This is a genomic window from Acidobacteriota bacterium, from assembly GCA_009691245.1.
In the GTDB taxonomy this organism is placed as follows: domain Bacteria; phylum Acidobacteriota; class Terriglobia; order 2-12-FULL-54-10; family 2-12-FULL-54-10; genus SHUM01.
Map to the genome: position 1 here is coordinate 1 of SHUM01000027.1, position 15,843 is coordinate 15,843.

Here is a 15,843-nt window from a genome sequence, read left to right on the forward strand (position 1 = left end):
CGGGATCACGGTGCAGAGCTGAGAGATGAATGTCTGAATGGAGAGATCTTCTATTCATTGAAGGAGGCTCAGGTGGTGATCGAACAGTGGCGGCAGCAGTACAACACCAGCAGGCCGCACTCGGCGCTCGGCTATAGGCCCCCGGCGCCGGGGGCCTATAGCCCTGTCAAAAACCCGGTTTCTCGGCCTCAGGTTGTGATGTAAACTCTCTCACAAGGATTGGTACAAAATCTCGGGCGGGCCAGGCCTCCGTCAAGCCGTCCGCATGTCCAAGAGGAGGTCTCAAATGGTTCACTTTAACCCTTTAATGGCCTAGTTAATCGTGAAGATATCCGTGTTGTTCGCGATCCACTCGGATCCGGATACGGTCGTGCTTCATGTTTTGCTGGATGTCTATATTTATTTGTTCATGGAATCAATGCGCTCGAATTAGTAGGCTGAGACCAGCGCTACTTCGTGACTTTAATTAGCGAACCGGCACGGTACGCGGTCCGGGTTTGGGTAGAGGCTTGCGCGGCAGCGGTTCGGGCCGGTTGGCCGTGTGATAGACGAATGACGCGATAATCGCCGCGGCCTGCATCAGGTCGGCGGGCACGATGCGGTCGTAGACGTCCATGTTGGAGTGATGCGTGCGCGAGTTGTACTCGACCTGATCCTGAATAAACTGGAAACCGGGTATGCCCACTGCGTCGAATGACAGGTGATCGGTGCCGCCCGTGTTGCGAATCGAGAGCGTGGTCGCGCCCAGATCGCGGAACGGCGACAGCCACGCATCAAAAGTGGGCCGCACCATGTCGTTGCCCTGCAGATAGACGCCGCGTATCTTCCCCGTGCCGTTGTCGAGATTGTAGTAGGCGGAGACCTTGCCATGCTCGGGAAGCAGCTTCATCGTCTCCGTATCGGCATAGTGATTCTTCACGTAGCCCTCAGAGCCAAACAAACCTTGTTCCTCGCCGCTCCAAAGAACTAACCGGACGGTGCGGTCCATCTTGAGGTCCAACGTCTTCAGGATGCGCATCGCCTCCATCATCACCGCGCAGCCGGCGGCGTTGTCGGTGGCACCGGTGCCGAAGTCCCATGAATCGAGATGCCCGCCGATGATGACCACTTCATCGCGCTTGGCGCCGCCGGGCAGTTCGGCGACCACGTTCGCCGCTTCCACCGGGTTCTCGTAAAACTGCGCCTGGACTTCGACCTCGATCTTCACTGGCTGCTTTTTCTCGACGAGGCGCATGAGGCGGTTGTAGTGCTCCGGCGTCAACGCGATCGACGGCGGCGGGAGCGGGAAGCCGCTCTGGTAGGCCGAGCCGGCCGTGGGAGGAAATATTGTTCCACCATCACCCGCGCTGGCCGGATAGATCAGCAGCCGCACGCCCTCATTTTTCAGAAACGTGTAGAGCTTCCTGTACATGACTTCGCGCTTCACGCGCGTTTGCTCGAAGACCCATGCCGGCGCGTAGGCATTGAATCGGCGGCGCTCCTCGGGATCGGAGGGCGGATGGGGATCGTCCATATTAATGTCGATTGGCTCGACCGGCTCGGGAGCCTCGGCGCGCTCGCGCAACTGGTCCGCCGAGTAACGAGTCGATGCGGCCTTGTCTTGAGGCTCCAGTTTTTTCAATGGACGGTACAGCAACATTTGATCGCGCAATTTGCCCTTGTACTTGGCCATGAATTTATCGATCGCGGCTTGGTATTCGTCCACATCCTGGCTGGGTTCCAGTGTGGCGATGATGGGCGTCCCGGTGAGCACGCCATTGGTGCCAGGCGTCCACGAGAGCGGCACGGCGATCAGCGGCGCATAACCCGGCTCGATCAAATGTGCTGAGACGCGGCTCGACGACCAGCCGCGCCCGAATTTTCCCCAAGGTTCCAGCGCGGCGTTCGCCAGTCCCATTTCCTTCGAACGTTTCACCACCCAATCCGCCGCTTTGTGGAAGCCGGGGGAGTTGGTCAGCCGCGGACCATGCACGTCGGTCAGATAGAATAGATGATCCATCACCTGCGAGCGAGTGAGCGCCTCCTCGCGGATGCGATGCACCACCTGAAGGTCACTGCTGTCGGCGGCATCGAGACACGCGGCCGGCGTCAGTAGTGTGAGCAGGAGCGCAAGATGGAAAACAGGGTTGCGTGGACTTCCTGACCAGCGCTGGCGCGACAGGCAATGGATATTTATGTTTGACACGGGACCTCCGTGAATGTTGAATAATCCTGAGCGATTATAGTGTACCTGCAGGACTTACGAAACAGTAATTGTGCCCCCGATCCTTTCCCCAGTTCCGCTTAATGGTAGAATCCCCTTTGCTTCATATTCGTCCCTCATCCGGGCTATGACATGAATCCACTTTTGAAAAACATTCTCCTCACCATACCGGCGGTTCGCCGCAGACGGACGGAACGGCTACGGCTAGAGAGTCTGCTGGAGGAAACCAACGCCACGCTGGCGGACGCCATTAAGCAACACCGCAAAGAGCTTGCGGGGTTGAGTATGGAGAAAGGGTTTCGGCCGGGACATTTCTACTCGCCCTACCTCGACCCGGAAGATCCGGCCGTCATCCAGGCGATGGAGTTGGAGGCGCAGTCCTCCATGACGCTCGATCAATTGGGTATTGATGAGCGGGAAGTGTTGGGCTGGTTTGAGCGCATCGCCGAGCACTATGACGCGCCGCGCGGCAAAGACCAGCCGTTTCCCAAAGATTCCACCGCGGGCAGGCGCTACCTCTACTACGCCAACCCGGCGTTTCCCCTGGCCGACGCGCTGGCCTTGCTGGCCTTCATGACCACCACGCGACCGCGGCGCTATATTGAGGTTGGGGCGGGGCACTCCTCCTGCGCGGCGCTGGACATCAACGAACAGTATCTCGGCGGGGCCGCGGAGATGACCTTCATCGATCCCCACCCGGAGACCTTTCACCAGCTCATCGCCGATTTTCCAGAGGACCGCCAGCGTATCGTGTCATCGCCATTGCAGGATGTTCCCATCGAGCGATTCACCGCGCTCGAGTCCGGCGACATTCTCTTCATCGACTCTTCGCACGTGGCCAAGACCGGCAGTGATGTGGTCGACTACATGTTCCGCATCCTGCCCGCGCTGCGTCCCGGCGTATTCGTTCACGTTCACGATATCTTTTATCCGTTCGAGTACCCGCGGCGGTGGATCGTGGACCAGAACCGCTCGTGGAACGAAGCCTATCTGCTGCGCGCCTTCCTGCACGCCAACCCGCGCTTCCGCGTGCTGTATTTATCCGACTGGATTTTTAAATGCCGCCGGGACTTGTTCGAGACGCGCATGCCGTTGTGCCTCCTGAACGCCGGCGCCAGCCTGTGGATGCGCGCCGTATGAGCCGTTTACATTCTCATTGCGCAACCGATAAAATGATCGTTACGGTCGTCCGAATCTCATCCATCGCCAGGACTATTCAATGCCATCCGAAAAATTTCCGGCACTGTTCCGCAGTCCGCTGCGCTCGCAGCTTGAACGAGCCGGCGCAAAATTTGTTGTCGCCGCGACCGCAGACGGCGGCGTGGAATCCGCCGCCACCTTCGGCTCCGCTGAGTCGGAGTACTGGGCGCTGAAGGAGTCCTCCGGGCTGATGGACCTGTCGCATCGCGGGCGGCTCCTGGTCAGCGGCCCGGACGCGGCGCGGTTTCTTCATGGCATGACTTCCAACGAAGTGAAGAACCTCGCCGTGGGGCAGGGCAATCATGCGTTCTTTCTGAATGTGCATGGGCACATTCTTTCCGACGCACGCGTGTTCCGCTTCGCCGAGCAGAAGTTTCTGATCGACTGCGATCCACAGCGCGTGGGCATGGTGCGCGAGAGTCTGGAGAAACACATCATTGCCGATCAGGTGGAGGTCAGCGACGTGCGCTCTGCGCTCGCGTGCCTGGCGATCGAGGGTCCCACGTCGCGCGAACTATTGCGCCAGGCCATAGGATTTGAACCGCCCAACTTACAGCCGCTCGAATCGTTGATCGTGCCGGGGGACGTTCCCGAGGATGGCGCCACCGGGCCGGCGTCGTTGGGGGAATCTCTGCGAATTGCGCGCGCGCGCATCACCAGTGAGACGGGCTTCTGGCTGTGGGCTGCGCCGGAGCGCCTCGCCGCCATCTGGGAGAAGGCCGTGGCCGTGGGCCTGCCGCTGGGCGCGATTCCGGTGGGCATGGACGCGGTGGAGATTTGCCGTGTGGAGGCGGGCCTGCCGCGCTGCGGCGCCGAGATTGTCGAGAAGACGCTCGTGCAGGAGACCAGCCAACTGCGCGCCGTCAGTTCTACCAAGGGTTGCTACATCGGGCAGGAGATCGTGGAGCGCGTGCGCTCGCGCGGCAATGTGCATCGCCAGTTGATGGGCCTGCTCTTCGACGGCCCGCAGGAAGTAGCGGCGGGTTCAGAAGTCCACATTCTGGGCGACGCCGGCCGCGTCCACGCCGGAACGGCGACCAGCTTCACTTACTCCTTCGGCCTGCGCCGCACGATCGCGCTGGCCATGCTGGATATTGGGAAGGTTGGGGGCCAGGCCGGCGACCAAGCTGAAGCCGGCAAGACGGTGGAGGTTGCTGGCTTGGCCGCGGAAACCTCCGCGCTGCCATTCTTCTTCCCCACTGCACGGTACTGAAAGCAGGGGTTTGGGATTAGGGGTTAGGGATTGGGGGAGGAGCGGGATGAGATTGGAAACTATCGACTAGGCATAGCGTGTAGTTCGACTAATTCCCAAAACCTAATCCCTAACCCCCAATATTAATCGTTCGCTTGAAGCTGCCGCTTTCGCGCTCAATCTTCTTTTGCAGCATCAATATTGCGTAGATGAGCTGCTCGGGTCGCGGCGGACAGCCGGGGACATACACGTCAATGGGGATCACCTGATTGACGCCCTGCACAATTGCGTAGTTGTTGAACACGCCGCCCGAGGTCGCGCACGCGCCCATCGAGATCACCCACTTGGGCTCGGCCATCTGCTGATAGAGCAGCTTGATCACCGGCGCCATCTTCTGCGAGACGCGCCCCGCGATGATCATCAAATCAGACTGCCGTGGCGAGGGCCGGAAAACCTCCGCGCCGAAGCGCGCAATGTCAAAGCGCGAGCCGCCCATCGACATCATCTCAATGGCGCAGCAGGCCAGCCCAAACGACATGGGCCACAGCGACGACTTGCGCGCCCAGTTCAGCGCATGGTCAAGCTGCGTGGTGATGATGCCCTCGGTGGAGTGCCCGCCCGTCCCAACATCGAGAGAGGATTGCCCCGCCGGCAACGGCGATGGATAATTTTCCTGCTGCATAATTAGTTCCGCCTAATTTCATTTTTCGATGCATCTGGCTAATTGTATATCGAATGCACCTACCCATTCACAAACTGAAAAACACTCAAGAATGGCCCGCAGATAGATTTCCGGGATCACTAGTGGCTACCGATACTAGAAGACGTTCGGTCCGCCATCGATTAAGGACAAATTATTTGAATTCCGAACTTCGTCCGGGCGTAAAGAGCTGGGCCATCTGCGTGCCCACTTCGGTTACGAGGACGTGTCCAAGTTTGATGCTATGATTTGTCCTATTCAAAAACCGAGTGTTCCGGGTCTGGGTAGTCTCTGCTGTCGGGTCGAGGTACACGGAAGCAGCTTCCTCGAAGGAGACGGCGTGCTTGCGCTGATTGGTTCTGGCTTCGCCGCATCCCACTCGAAGATCACAGCATAAGTTTACCTCAGGGAATGCTTGAATCAAACATTGGGTGTTGCCCGAGGAGGAGGCGCCGAAACGTCGAGCTGTGCGGGGCTTGCGCATGGCAGTAACGTGCGGTATCTTGCTTGCCAGCGGTTAGAGAGTACAGGAGGATATCGTGAACATCATTCTACTTGCGGCTATCATTTGGGCGGGGGCATCCGTTGTTGGCGTAGCTCCTCCCGCGGGGCAAACAATCGTCAAGCTTGATCCGGTGCTGGACGCGCTGATTGCGGCGGACGCCAGGCTGGAGATTGTCTCCAAGGATTTTGCGGAGGGCGACAGTCCCGCCACGGAAGGGCCGGTGTGGATCAAACAGGCGTCCTCGCCCGATGGCGGCTACTTTGTCTTCACCGATTCGCGGCGCACGCAGTTGACGCGCTGGTCGCCTGGCGCGGGGCTGGTGCAGGCGCATGATCTGAAGAAAATGCTCGGCGCGCTCGACCCAGAGCGGTCCCCCTCGAGCGGGCTGGCGGTTGATCCGCAGGGGCGCATTGTGTTTTGCAGCTCGGCGCGGCACGCCGTGGTGCGCATCGAGAAGGACGGCAAAGCCACCATCCTTGCCGAGACGTACAACGGCAAGCAGCTCAATAATCCCAACGACGTAACCATTGCGGCCAATGGGACCATCTTCTTCACCGACAATTCGCGCGACGAGACCGGCCAGATGCCCCCCACCGTTTACCGCATCAAGGACGGCAAGCTTACGGCAGTGGTCAGCGGGCTCACCAGCCCCAACGGCATCACGCTCTCGCCCAATGGCAAGGTGCTCTACGTGAATGATATTCGCCCGCGCAAGGTCTATCGCTACGACGTCGCAGCCGACGACAGCGTGGCCAATCAGCGCCTGTTTATTGATATGAGCGCGCGCACCGAGCCTGGCTCGAACGACGGTATGCGCACCGATGAAAAGGGGAATCTCTACGACAGCGGACCCAGCGGCGTGTGGATCATCTCGCCGCAGGGCAAGCATCTGGGGACGATCACGACGCCCGACCGTGTGTCAAATTTAAGCTTCGGCGGCGCCGACGGCAAGACGCTGTTCATGACCGGACGCTCGTCGGTGATGAGCATCCGCGTCAAGACCGGCGGCGCGATGCGCTAGCCCATTTTTATAGTTGGTGTATCAGAGCCCCGACCGCCAGGGAGAGGGCACGCTTGCCGGATATCGCAGCCCGTTGAACGTGCCCCCTCCCTGGCGGTCGGGGCTCTGATTGCTAGACGCCGACAAATCTTCAGCGATTAGACTTCAGCGATTAATCCACGCCAGGGCTAGCGATGCGATGAGTTTCGTTATCGAGTCATAGCCGATCTGCTGGGCGACCAGCGCGGCGGGCAGCGGCTGTACGGCGTAGTAAATCATGTAAGTGGGAAACACCAGCAGCACGATCATAGCCAGTCCGAAGCGGACGCCCTGCGCCAGCCACGGCGCGTCCTTGCGCCCCTCCAGATAGACCCACACCATGCCCACTGCGATGAATACGTGCGCCAGGAACATGTGCAGGAAGTGTGTCTGCTGGTCTTCCAGCGTGCGATAGAGCAGCGGCAATTGCGAATATCCGTCCGCTAAGAGTGCGCCATGCACCACGAAATCCAGTCCCATGCCGAGTACGAACATGGCAACCAGCGAAATCAAGACTTTTTTGTTCATCCGTTTCCTCCCGCGACAGTAAACGCTTGCAGACTGCGCCTGATTATAGCGGAATCTTAAGGTATTGACAGCATGGAATTCGTTGAGTATCTTCAGCGAGCAGTCGTTTTTGGATGCCAATGGAGGAACAATCTATGAGTTTGCAAAAATACGCCGCCACGATGCTTGCGCTCACGTTGATGCTGGGCGCGGCTGGCGTGCGCGCGCAGGCGCAGGCAGGCGCCGCGGCGACGCTCGAAGCACGGCACATTCACATTCGCGTGATGGATGTAGAAAAAACCAAGGCGTTCTATCGTGACAAGCTCGGACTAAAAGTCACCAATGAGCGCGGCGGCGCGGTGGTGGAATTTCCTGGCCTGTGGTTCGGCAAGTGGAGCGGGACCGGCGCCATTCCCACCGGCGGGATTACCATCGGCCTGGCCGCGAAATCCGTGCAAGCGACTTACGACATGATGAAGAAGAACGGCGTGAACATCCCCAAGCCTCCCGCGCCCGCGCGCGACGAGTGGGCCTTCAGCTTTCAAGACCCGGACGGCTACGCCATCGAAGTCGAAGGGCCGAAATAACACCTGCGGTGTGGCGTGCGCAGCGCTCCCGTTGGTCGCTTCGCAGGAGCGCGTTGTCTTAATTCGAATCGCGTCCAGCCTTTTCGCTGCGCGCTCTCTGGCTGCACGGCAGAAACCTAGCAGTGATGGACCTGCGAACTAAGTGTCGGCTGGAGTCAAAGTGAATTTGGTTACTTCCGGGCGCACGCCGAAGCGCACTTGCGCCAGATGTCCGACGCCGCGATTAATGTAGAGCCGCCGATTCCCTGCCAGATCGAACTCTCCGGCCGTATAGCGGCGATTGACCACGGGAAGAATGGGTGGCGGCAGGAAGGGCGGTTTGCATTGTCCGCCGTGGGTGTGGCCGGAGAGTATCCAGCCCTGATAATTTCCCCACCCATGCATATCGACGGTATCGGGATTGTGGCTCAAGGCAATCGCCGCCGTATCGTGTCGAAGTTTTGCCAATGCGTGTCCCGGGTTGAATTGGTTGGCCCACAGGTCATCCATGCCCACGATCTGAAGTCCTTCCACATCGCGCACTTCGTTGCGCAGAATTTGGATGCCGCAGGATCCAAAAATTGCGGCGAGCCGTTCGGCGATATCCAGATACGCCCAATTCCAACCATAATCATGGTTGCCCAAAATTCCCAGCGTCGCCAGACTCCCTCGCGGAGCCTGCGCATATATTTGTTCGGCTTTCTCGAATAAGTCGCTTTGGAACGAGGTGAAGTCTCCCGTATAGACTACGATCTCCGGCTGCAAGCGATTCACTCGTTCGAACGTCTCCAGAATGTATGCGTCCGATACTAGTGGCCCGACGTGCAGGTCGCTTAATTGAACGAGTGTTTTGGATTCAAGAGAGCGGGGAAGATTGCGGATTGGCAGGGGTCTGGAAACAATCTCCAGCCAATGCGGCTCGACGAAGGCGGCATACCCGCCCAGTGCCATTCCACCCGCGGCGGCGGCCATGACTCCTTGCAAAAGGCGGCGCCGGCCGGGGCTGGGGATATCGAGAGCGCGATTGCTTTCATCCATATTCATAACCCACTCGAATCACTAGCGCGTCGGGCAGCACTCGCCCGTGGGGATGGGGCTGCCGTGGGGGCAGCGGTCCGGGTGATTCAGAAAGATGCAAATGCGCTCGGTAACTTCCGGCGACAGGATGTGCTCAAAGGTGCAGGCGTTTGCTTCGAGTTGCTGTTCGTCGTGCATCTGAAAGGTGTCGGAGAACAGGCGCTCGGCAAGACGGTGTCGGCGGATGATGTTGGCGGCCCGCGCGCGTCCTGGTTCCGACATGACTACGAGTCCACCCTCTGGCAGCGCGCCTGCTGACTGCAAATGGCCGATGGGCTGAGACTGGCCAATAGGCTGCAACAGGCCAATCTCCCGCATCATCGGCAGCGATCTTGGATTGGCGCCGCATGAGGAATGAATCTTCTCCAGAGTGGCCGGCGTATCGGTTTCCTCCAACACCCATAGCTGCTCCAGCACTTCGTCAAAGTCCCTCTCCTGCTCGATGCTGAAACGACTGCCGGTCGGGCTGTGATCCCATATTTGCTCAATGCGCCCGTGGGCCAGGTCGATGCGGCGATTGGCCGAGCGGGCGATGATGGGATCGTGGGTCACCATGATTATGGTGTGCCCTTCGCCGTGTAGCTCGCGCAGCAGGCGCATCACGATGGCCTCATTCTCAGCGTCGAGATTTCCTGTTGGTTCATCGGCGAGCAGCAAGCTCGGCTGATTGATCAGCGCGCGGGCGATGGCCACGCGCTGCTGCTCGCCGCCGGAAAGTTGACCGGGCAGGTGCGTGGCGCGAGCGTCCAGGCCAACGCGCTCCAGCATCTCCCGCGCCTCGCGTTCGTCGGAGATGGAATGAAAGTACTGCGCTAGCATCACGTTCTCTACAGCGGTCAGGTAAGGGATCAGATGAAATTGCTGGAAGATGAAGCCGACGTGTGCAGCGCGAAAAGCCGCCAATTGCTGCTTGGAGAGGCTGGCCAGCTCCGTGCCCGCTATGCGCACCAAGCCGGCCGACTGCTGATCAAGGCCACCCAGAATGTTCAGCAGCGTACTCTTGCCGGAACCCGACGGCCCCATGATGGCCACCCACTCGCCGCCCGCCACGGTGAGATCCACGTGATCCAGCGCGATAACTGGAGTCAGGGATTTGCCGTACTGCTTGCGCAGTCCGGCAATCTCAATCAACGGCGCACCCACATCTACTTGATGTTCCACCTGATTCTTCTTCATCTGGTTTCCTGCAGTCCTAAGCCTTGAGTCTAACTTAGTATCGTGTCCCGACAGTATTGCGTCGTTTCTCTCCGTGTCGGCCCGTTTCGGCCCGTGTCGTCCCGATGGTGTCATTCTGAGCCAGCGAAGAACCTGCTTTTCTCTGAATCACCCGGCTGCCAAGGTAAAGCAGGTCCTTCGCTGCGCTCAGGATGACAGCGTAGCGGGGGGAGCGGGAGGGCGAGCGAAGGAGAATACATTCTCCCCATGGCCCTACTCGCCGCGCAGAATCACGGCTGGGTCAATACGCTTCATCTGCTGCGCGGGCAGAGCGCAGGCGAGCAACGCCACGGCCACCGTGATGCCTACCACCGCCGCGAAGACATCTCCGCGCAAAGCCAGCGCCGCTTCACCAGAGGCAATATTGAAGATGCGGTTCGCCGCCATCCTCGCCAGGCCAAAGCCCACGGCATATCCGGCAATTGATGCGCCCAGGGCCAGCAGGGAAGTCTCCGCGATCAGCAGCTGCAGGATGCGGCCGTCGCTGCCGCCCAGCGCTTTCATCACGCCAATCTCCTTCGAGCGATCTAGCACCAGCCCGCTGACCGTTGTCATCACGCTTAACAGGACCAGCGCGAGGACCATGGTGGTCAAGCCGAGCATCAGGCCGCGAATCTTCATCACAACGCGGGCCTGCGCTTCGATGACGGGCCGCAGTGCGCGGACTTCAATGTCGCCAAAGCCAATGTCGCCAGCGCCAAGGCCGCCAGTGCCAAGGCCAGCAGTGCCAGGCGTCGAGGAAGTGGAGGTGGCCAGTCCGGCAAGCAGAGACGCGCGCGCCGCCTCCACCTGAGCCGTCTCGCCGGGCGCGGCTACTTCAATGACGCTGAGCTGACCGCGGTGCCCGGTTAGTTTCTGTAGGGTGTCCAGCGGCAGGAATATCTGCTTGTCCTCGCTGCCGCCCGTGGCGACGATGCCACGCAGGGGCAGCTCCAGCTCACGGCCAGCGTATGCAATCTTCACCATCTGTTCGCTGTTCGATGCAGCGTTCCAACCCTTCGGGGCAAGCTGTTCCGCGGCGCGCTCACCCATCCATACCGCTGGCTCGTCGGTTGGCTTGCCTGAAGGCTTAAATGGAGCGGGAGCTAATTGCAAATCCCAACTCGGATGTAGTTGAGCAATGCGCTCCATCTCCGTTCCCGCCAGTACCAGACTCTTTTGGTTCACGGTGCCGACCGCGTAGAGCCACGGCAGCATCGCCGCGGACGGAGTCAGTGTGCGAGCTTGGGCGAGCGTTGCTTGTGGCAGCATGGCGTGGGGTGCGTCCGCGGATTCGGTGTCCGAAGACTTCGCAGACGGAGCGATCAGCAGATTGGGGCCGAGCGTTCGGAACTCGGCAGTCATTTTGGAGGGCAGGTCGAAATAGAGACTCAAAAACGCGCTGGAGAGCGTGGCGCTCACCACCAGCGCGGACAGTACGGCTATCAGCTTGCCGGGCCTGTGCGCGATGGCCCGCAGCAGCAGGCGCGGCATCATCATCTGTGAGGCCAGCGTGGGTGCAGCGTTCGACGACCGGCCGAATTGTGCTCTGCTCGTCATTAAATCAAATCCCTACTCCCCACGCAAAACGGGTGCGGGTTGCTGGCGTACCGCGCGCAACACGGGCAGCCATGTGCCGGCCAGACTTAAGATCACCGCACCAGCCACAATGACCGGTAGCAACAGCCAATGGACGGCCACATCGGTTTCAAATACGGCGCGACCGACTGCGCTGGCCAGCAGTTGTCCGCCGCAGAAACCGAGTACGCCGCCCGCCAGCCCTTGCAGGGCCATCTCAGTCATCAGGAAGGTGGAGACCAATCCGTCTGTTGCGCCGATGGCCTTCATCAAAGCGATCTCCTGGCGGCGCTCGATAACACTAAGGCTGGCCAGGCTGGAGATGCCCATCGCCGCGGCCAGCAGGGCCAGCAGTGCGAGCAGCACCATCAGGAAAGTCATCTTGCTCAAGATGCTGCCTTGGGTCTCGGCCACTTCGCGGATCGGCCGCACCACGGAACCGGGAATCGCGCCGCCAATCTGATACATGATGGAGGAAAGATAGGGCGCGCAAAACCAACGATCGTAGTCCGCCGGCGACATGGACTCCGGATCGCGCCGCGAGAGTGGGTCCTCCGGCTTGATCAGCGCGCTGACGCGGATGGTTTCCACCTGGCCCAATCGCCCCGAGATTTTCTGGACCGCTGCCAGAGGAGCAAATATCTGATCGTCCTCCGCCGTGCCGGTGGAAAGAATGCCGGTGATGCGGAATACGGATGGCGCGAAAGCTTGTCCGTCGGCTGGTGCGAAGTCCGCTGCGATGAGATCACCGGGTTGCGTCTTCAGTTGCCGGGCTAGTCGCTCACCGAGCATGGCGGGAATCGGTTGGCCGGAGTCGGGAGGTTGAGTCGTGTCGGTGGCCCACTCTCCTTGGACAAACCAAGCCGGATTCAGCGCGCGGATTCCGGTCCGAAAAGATTCATCTTCATTCTTAATCATCGGAAAATCGAACCAGGTTCCGGTCAGAGTAGCCGATACCGCAGATTCCGACAATTTGGATGATTTGTCTGTGGCCAGAGTGGTCAATTTGGGCAATTCCGTGAAAGTGTGCAATTTGGTCGGAACCGCAAGAAACGGCGCGAATGACTTGATATTATTGCGCCAGAAAATCGACTTCAGTTTGGGCAGAGACCCTTCGGCGAGGCTGCTTTCCTCCGAGATCGGGCGGTATTCCATGCCTCCGATGGCGACGGGAAGAGAGTCGCCTGCCGAAGTGATGACGATGTTGGGGCCCAGTGCGCGAACTTCCTCACCCATGCGATCGCCGATTTCAATCGAAACGTTTAGCATGGCCGCCGACACGGCTGTGCCCAGTGCCATGGCCGCCACGGCCCACAGCGCCCGGCGGCGCGTGTGAGGCCGGCGAAAGGGTTCGCGAATAAGTCTCCAATACATCGCGTGGGTAGCTAGTAACTAGATGGATATATCAGTTACTTGACCGAGTATCTCCTGTAAAGAATCTGCTGCCAGTAGTTAGGTCACTTACATTGATTAGTAACTCATTGTCTTGGACGCGTGAGGCCAGCGGCAGGGGATTGCATCCGCCAGTGACTCCTATGGATGGCGCATAAATCTCCGCTGTGCAATTCTTGCAGAAAACGTGTGGTCCCTGCTGATAGTAGCCCTGCGATCCGCAGATCACGCAGGCATCGAAGGCTGTGCCGATGCGGTCGCCGGTCTGGATGGCGATGAAGCGCGCCGTCGTGTCCGTGCCCTGATAGAGAAAACGCTGTAGCGTGCCATCCGACACTTGCGCCAATGGTATGCGGATAACGCCATCCACAGCGGTTACAGACTGGGCAGGCGTAAGAGAAGTCTGGCTCTTGGCATAAATGAATTCGGCGGTGATGGCCATTATGAAAATCAACGAGCTGGCGCAGACCGCGCCGGCCCAGAGTTTTTCGCGGCGAGCGATGTGCAACGCAGAGCGGCGCTCGGCGGCGGGCAGGGTGGAATCATCGGTCCGGTGAGTGTTGCGCGCGCGCCAATCAAATAGAATCATCATGCTGGCCAGGGCAAGAATGAGTACAATAAAGAAGAAGTCATTACTCACTATTGGTCCGATCAGAGCCATCATTTGCCGGTTACTGGGAACCACACCGGCTTCAGATAGTTCATGCAAGCCGGAGACTACCAATTGAATGACTACGGCGATGAGTATGACGGTAGTGATCTGGAAGAAGCGGCGGATATCCAGGCGCACCGAACCACGTAGAAAGAGCACACCAAAGATCGTGGCGAGAGCCAGACCGGCGATGGCCCCGAAGAAGTCCAGCAAGTCAGAGGTGTTCAGGGTAACGGCGCTGAGGATCAGTACCGTCTCCAGGCCTTCGCGGAAGACAATGAGAAATACGAAGAAAAACACGCCCCATAGCGAGGCTGCTGGCTGGGCGGATACGGACTCCAGCCGCTGTTCGATGTGCTGCTTCAAGCCACGTGCGGTCCGGTGCATCCAATAGAGCATGGTGGCGACGAAGAAGGCGGCGGTCAGGAAGACATATCCCTCGAAGGCTTCCTGATTGATGGAGATGCCTTGCAGGATTACGGCACCCGCAATGCTCGCCGCGATCGCGGCGCCCAGTGCCCAGTAAACGGTTCTGACGGCCTGTTCGCGGCCCGTCTTGCGCAAGTAGATGATCGCGATCCCGATGATCAGGGCCGCCTCAACTCCTTCGCGCAATGTAACCACCAATGATTGAATCATGACCTTAGATGGAATCCTCTGTATGGCTAGCTTGTCTTAAAATGTTATGCCATCTCCGTTCGAGTAGGAGCTGGATCGAGTGTAAGTTGGTGCAGTTCCGCGTGGATGGGCAAGCCTGACCTCAACTTCAGAAAATCCTTATTGCAAATAGGTTGCAATAAATATTGTACCTCAAGCCTGCTGAGCGGTGCAAGCAGGTAGTCCATGCAGCGAATTCACCTCGGCAACTTCGCCGCCAACGGGCGGGATGAATGACAGTACTAATGACAGTACTCAGGATAATGGAGGACGGAGGATGCAGGACAAATGACGGGAAGGTCCCAAGCTAGGAACCGGCAGGATAGGATTCCAGTTGTCAATTCACTAACATAAGCCATCGGATTTCATTACAATGGAAAGGTTGTTTGCTAGGGATTCCGATGCAAAGGAACTCCAAAGACCATTAATGAACAAGCATCTTGAAAAAGCGGAAAAGCTTTTCCAGAAGGGCAAGATCGAGGGCGCGCTCGAAGAGTATTTACTTGCTTGGAAGGACGAGCCAGCCAACGATTCCATCGTTTACACCGTCGCAGATCTTTACCAGTCGCTGAAGCGCGGCAAGGAAGCGATGGAGTGCTTTAACTTTCTGTTTGAAAAAGCCATGGAGCGCAATGACGCGCAACGCGCCGTCGAGTTGATGCGCAAGATGCAAGTCACCGGGACGGTTGATGCGCCAAAGGTTCTGCGGCTGGCCCAAGCGATAGAGAAGTTGCGCCCGGACTTATCCGCCGAGCAGTATCGCCGCTTGATGGATACTGCGGGCGAAAAGGATCCGGAACTCAAGCTGGAATGTCTGCAAGGGTTGCTCAGAATTCAGCCGAGTTCACAGGAGATCACGCGGCGAGTGGCGGAAGCTGCTTCCAAGCTGGGCCGGCGCGAGGTGGCGCGCACGAGCTTTCAGGAATTGGCGGACCAAATGGCTGCGATCAATAAATGGCCGGAAGCCATTGCGGCTCTCGATCAGGTGGTTCGTTATGATCCAGCCGATATGGCCGCGCAGATATCCTTGGTAAAGGCCTATTTGAAGAACGACGACCCGAAAAGCGTGCTTTCTTTGTGGGAAGGCGAAGAAACTAGTACGGAAAGCATCGAGGTAGCGCGCCTTTTAGCTGAGGCATTCAGCAAGAGTGGCCACCCGGACAAAGCGGAAGCGCTTACCTGGCGCCTAGCCGAGAAAGATCCGGAAACAAGTAAAGCCCTATTTGAGATTGCACAGGGCTATTTTGAACAGGGGGACATGCAGGCATTCCAGGCGTTCGTGCAGCGGTTGGAAAAAAGTCTGGGTGAAGACTATGCCTCCAAGGAAAAACTCTTTCTGTTCGAAAAACTTGCCAGTCTGCCACACACCAGCGTGCCCATA

Annotated in this window: 14 protein-coding genes; 5 read left to right on the plus strand and 9 right to left on the minus strand. The window is 58.8% G+C overall.

The window, feature by feature from the left end; genetic code table 11:
* Nucleotides 1–204 (plus strand): transposase (locus EXQ56_08155; protein MSO20424.1); only part of this gene is annotated, 204 nt, incomplete at its 5' end.
* A gap of 262 nt (nt 205–466) precedes the next feature.
* Here EXQ56_08155 and EXQ56_08160 read toward each other — a convergent pair.
* Complete coding sequence (locus EXQ56_08160) at nt 467–1,999, minus strand: M20/M25/M40 family metallo-hydrolase (GenBank protein ID MSO20425.1); 1,533 nt, start codon at nt 1,997–1,999, stop codon at nt 467–469.
* Between the two features lie 336 nt (nt 2,000–2,335).
* On the opposite strand from EXQ56_08160, the gene EXQ56_08165 reads away from it, so the two are divergent.
* Nucleotides 2,336–3,343: a class I SAM-dependent methyltransferase gene (locus tag EXQ56_08165; GenBank protein MSO20426.1), complete on the plus strand. Its 1,008-nt coding sequence runs from the start codon at nt 2,336–2,338 to the stop codon at nt 3,341–3,343.
* A gap of 79 nt (nt 3,344–3,422) precedes the next feature.
* Entirely contained in the window at nt 3,423–4,616 is a 1,194-nt protein-coding gene (locus tag EXQ56_08170) for an aminomethyl transferase family protein (protein MSO20427.1), read from the plus strand.
* A 109-nt stretch (nt 4,617–4,725) separates the two neighbouring features.
* Here the strand turns inward: EXQ56_08170 and EXQ56_08175 are convergent, their stop codons facing one another.
* Together EXQ56_08175 and EXQ56_08180 are read right to left on the minus strand one after the other, a co-directional pair.
* On the minus strand, nt 4,726–5,277 hold the full coding sequence (locus EXQ56_08175) for an NADH-quinone oxidoreductase subunit B (GenBank protein MSO20428.1): 552 nt from the start codon (nt 5,275–5,277) through the stop codon (nt 4,726–4,728).
* A gap of 172 nt (nt 5,278–5,449) precedes the next feature.
* Nucleotides 5,450–5,779: a BrnT family toxin gene (locus EXQ56_08180; protein MSO20429.1), complete on the minus strand. Its 330-nt coding sequence runs from the start codon at nt 5,777–5,779 to the stop codon at nt 5,450–5,452.
* A 52-nt stretch (nt 5,780–5,831) separates the two neighbouring features.
* On the opposite strand from EXQ56_08180, the gene EXQ56_08185 reads away from it, so the two are divergent.
* Nucleotides 5,832–6,821 (plus strand): SMP-30/gluconolactonase/LRE family protein, encoded by a 990-nt coding sequence (locus tag EXQ56_08185; protein MSO20430.1) that lies wholly within the window; start codon nt 5,832–5,834, stop codon nt 6,819–6,821.
* A 144-nt stretch (nt 6,822–6,965) separates the two neighbouring features.
* On the opposite strand, the gene EXQ56_08190 is transcribed toward EXQ56_08185, so the two are convergent.
* Entirely contained in the window at nt 6,966–7,367 is a 402-nt protein-coding gene (locus tag EXQ56_08190) for a hypothetical protein (GenBank protein ID MSO20431.1), read from the minus strand.
* Nucleotides 7,368–7,480: 113 nt separating this feature from the next.
* Here EXQ56_08190 and EXQ56_08195 point away from each other — a divergent pair, with 113 nt between their 5' ends.
* Nucleotides 7,481–7,933: a VOC family protein gene (locus EXQ56_08195; protein MSO20432.1), complete on the plus strand. Its 453-nt coding sequence runs from the start codon at nt 7,481–7,483 to the stop codon at nt 7,931–7,933.
* Between the two features lie 138 nt (nt 7,934–8,071).
* Here EXQ56_08195 and EXQ56_08200 read toward each other — a convergent pair whose 3' ends face one another.
* From EXQ56_08200 to EXQ56_08220, 5 genes are all read right to left on the minus strand, one after another.
* A complete protein-coding gene (locus EXQ56_08200; protein ID MSO20433.1) occupies nt 8,072–8,884 on the minus strand; it encodes a phosphoesterase in 813 nt (270 codons plus the stop codon).
* 87 nt (nt 8,885–8,971) lie between these two features.
* Nucleotides 8,972–10,165, minus strand: coding sequence for an ATP-binding cassette domain-containing protein (locus EXQ56_08205; protein MSO20434.1), 1,194 nt, complete (start codon nt 10,163–10,165; stop codon nt 8,972–8,974).
* Between the two features lie 252 nt (nt 10,166–10,417).
* Nucleotides 10,418–11,743 (minus strand): ABC transporter permease, encoded by a 1,326-nt coding sequence (locus tag EXQ56_08210; GenBank protein ID MSO20435.1) that lies wholly within the window; start codon nt 11,741–11,743, stop codon nt 10,418–10,420.
* A gap of 12 nt (nt 11,744–11,755) precedes the next feature.
* Entirely contained in the window at nt 11,756–13,135 is a 1,380-nt protein-coding gene (locus EXQ56_08215; GenBank protein MSO20436.1) for an ABC transporter permease, read from the minus strand.
* A gap of 31 nt (nt 13,136–13,166) precedes the next feature.
* Nucleotides 13,167–14,444, minus strand: a complete 1,278-nt coding sequence (locus tag EXQ56_08220; GenBank protein ID MSO20437.1) for a DUF2318 domain-containing protein — start codon at nt 14,442–14,444, stop codon at nt 13,167–13,169.
* Nucleotides 14,445–15,843 lie beyond the last annotated feature (1,399 nt).

Excerpts from the sequence above, each read along its gene's own strand:
- EXQ56_08175 (MSO20428.1), bottom strand. The coding sequence starts at position 5,277 with ATGCAGCAGGAAAATTATCCATCGCCGTTGCCGGCGGGGCAATCCTCT.
- EXQ56_08165 (MSO20426.1), top strand. The coding sequence starts at position 2,336 with ATGAATCCACTTTTGAAAAACATTCTCCTCACCATACCGGCGGTTCGC.
- EXQ56_08190 (MSO20431.1), bottom strand. The coding sequence starts at position 7,367 with ATGAACAAAAAAGTCTTGATTTCGCTGGTTGCCATGTTCGTACTCGGC.
- EXQ56_08200 (MSO20433.1), bottom strand. The coding sequence starts at position 8,884 with ATGGCCGCCGCCGCGGGTGGAATGGCACTGGGCGGGTATGCCGCCTTC.
- EXQ56_08195 (MSO20432.1), top strand. The coding sequence starts at position 7,481 with ATGCCAATGGAGGAACAATCTATGAGTTTGCAAAAATACGCCGCCACG.
- EXQ56_08205 (MSO20434.1), bottom strand. The coding sequence starts at position 10,165 with ATGAAGAAGAATCAGGTGGAACATCAAGTAGATGTGGGTGCGCCGTTG.
- EXQ56_08210 (MSO20435.1), bottom strand. The coding sequence starts at position 11,743 with ATGACGAGCAGAGCACAATTCGGCCGGTCGTCGAACGCTGCACCCACG.
- EXQ56_08170 (MSO20427.1), top strand. The coding sequence starts at position 3,423 with ATGCCATCCGAAAAATTTCCGGCACTGTTCCGCAGTCCGCTGCGCTCG.
- EXQ56_08215 (MSO20436.1), bottom strand. The coding sequence starts at position 13,135 with ATGTATTGGAGACTTATTCGCGAACCCTTTCGCCGGCCTCACACGCGC.
- EXQ56_08180 (MSO20429.1), bottom strand. The coding sequence starts at position 5,779 with ATGCGCAAGCCCCGCACAGCTCGACGTTTCGGCGCCTCCTCCTCGGGC.
- EXQ56_08220 (MSO20437.1), bottom strand. The coding sequence starts at position 14,444 with ATGATTCAATCATTGGTGGTTACATTGCGCGAAGGAGTTGAGGCGGCC.
- EXQ56_08160 (MSO20425.1), bottom strand. The coding sequence starts at position 1,999 with ATGGATCATCTATTCTATCTGACCGACGTGCATGGTCCGCGGCTGACC.